Raw genomic sequence first — 1,594 nt, 5'->3', positions numbered from 1 at the left:
GATGATTTACGAACCGCCGTATACGAGACCCGTACGTACGGTGGTGTGAGAGGCGCACTCCGACTATTTTAGTCGGAGCCGTCTACTCGATTGGCAACAGTTTGTTATTTATTTTCTTTAATCTATTTTAATTCCGATTGTATCTTCAATTCTAAATCGTTGAATGCTCTTGACATTATTGGATTGTAATTGTCTATGAACGAACGCATATAATAAACATCTTTAGTGAAATTTAAAAAAACTGAATCAAATGAAGACTCTACATTTAAAATTGCTTTTCTAGTTTCTACAGTACTAATTGTTCTTGCTCTCGTTGCCTTAATATGAAAGTCCTTTTTCGCATTTTGTAATAAGTGCCACTCCTTACATAATTCACTTGAAGGGAAGTTTTTATCCAAAACTAAATTTTCAAATGTAAATTCCCAATCACAATTATATGGTTTATAATATAAAGTGTCAATTTTTTTCCAATCAACTGTAGAGTAATCCGCATATTGAACAGTGTTGTCTAAAAGGGAAATAATAGATTCTTTTATTCTATTTGACTCTCTTTCCTTTTTATTTAGGTTTGAAGAATAAATAAATGTAAGAAAAGCTGTAATAATAATTAATAAAATATTAAAAACATAATCACTTATTTTATTTACTTTCTTTTTTTCCATTTTAAAGTTCAATATTTATAATTTATCTCTTGTTGAATCTTGTTTATAATTGTTGCCAACGTTTTATATATGGTTTGTTGCGTTTTTAAAGTACTAAATTTAGTAAATAAAAACGGAATAGAAAATCCCCTAAGGATTTTCGTAGGTAGGCGAGTACTAGCAATGAATTATATATGTTGTTGTGTGTAGTGTTTATTCAGTCAGAAATTTTTCAGATGTTAGAATAGTTGAGTAATAGTAATTTAGTGCTCCTAAAAAGGCTTTTTGAACTTCTTTTGCTTTAACAGTTTCGTTATTAATTTCAAGATTTTTTGTAGCACAAGCATCACTTATTACTGTACATTCAAATCCGAAATCTTTCGCAGCTCTCGTTGTAGCATCTACACACATATGTGTCATCATTCCGCATATTACTAGTTTTTCAACTCCTATTTTATTTAAATATTCTAGAAGGTCAGTCTCTCTAAAGCTATTAGGGTAGTTTTTTGTAATTACTTTCTCATTTTTATTAGGTTTAACACTTTCGTGGATTTTTACACCAAAAGTATTAGGAATAAAAAATGTTGAATTTGTTCTAGTCGAAAGGTGTTCTATATGAATAACTGGCATTTTTTTGTCTCTAAAATTCTGTAAAATTAATTGAGCTTTTTCTCCTGCTTTTTCAGGTTCAGAAAGTTCCATTTTTCCTCCTTTAAAATAATCATTTTGAATGTCAATAAGTATTAATGCTGTTTTCATTGTATCAGTATCGGTTTGAGCTTTTGCTATATTTGTTATTAAAATTAGAGTTAAAATCAATAATATTTTTTTCATTTCATTTCGTTTTTTGCATTACACACAACGATTTATATATGGTTTGTTGCATTTTTGAAGCACTAAATTAAGTAAATAAAAACGGAATAGAAAATCCCCTAAGGATTTTCGTAAGTAGG

Annotated in this window: 2 protein-coding genes; both read right to left on the bottom strand. The window is 28.8% G+C overall.

Annotated elements, in window-relative coordinates; translation table 11 throughout:
- Window positions 1–122 precede the first annotated feature (122 nt).
- Entirely contained in the window at window positions 123–662 is a 540-nt protein-coding gene (locus DPIF8902391_RS02325) for a hypothetical protein (protein WP_172504946.1), read from the bottom strand.
- A 192-nt stretch (window positions 663–854) separates the two neighbouring features.
- Entirely contained in the window at window positions 855–1,475 is a 621-nt protein-coding gene (locus tag DPIF8902391_RS02320; RefSeq protein ID WP_232113556.1) for a cysteine hydrolase family protein, read from the bottom strand.
- Window positions 1,476–1,594: the final 119 nt, after the last annotated feature.

It is taken from the genome of Tenacibaculum finnmarkense genomovar ulcerans, from assembly GCF_900239495.1.
Lineage (GTDB): Bacteria > Bacteroidota > Bacteroidia > Flavobacteriales > Flavobacteriaceae > Polaribacter > Polaribacter ulcerans.
The sequence above is the reverse complement of the archived record's forward strand: the minus strand, read 5'-3'. Positions and strand labels throughout refer to the sequence as shown.

Coding starts and splice junctions, on each gene's coding strand:
- DPIF8902391_RS02325 (WP_172504946.1), bottom strand. CDS start 662: ATGGAAAAAAAGAAAGTAAATAAAATAAGTGATTATGTTTTTAATATT.
- DPIF8902391_RS02320 (WP_232113556.1), bottom strand. CDS start 1,475: ATGAAAAAAATATTATTGATTTTAACTCTAATTTTAATAACAAATATA.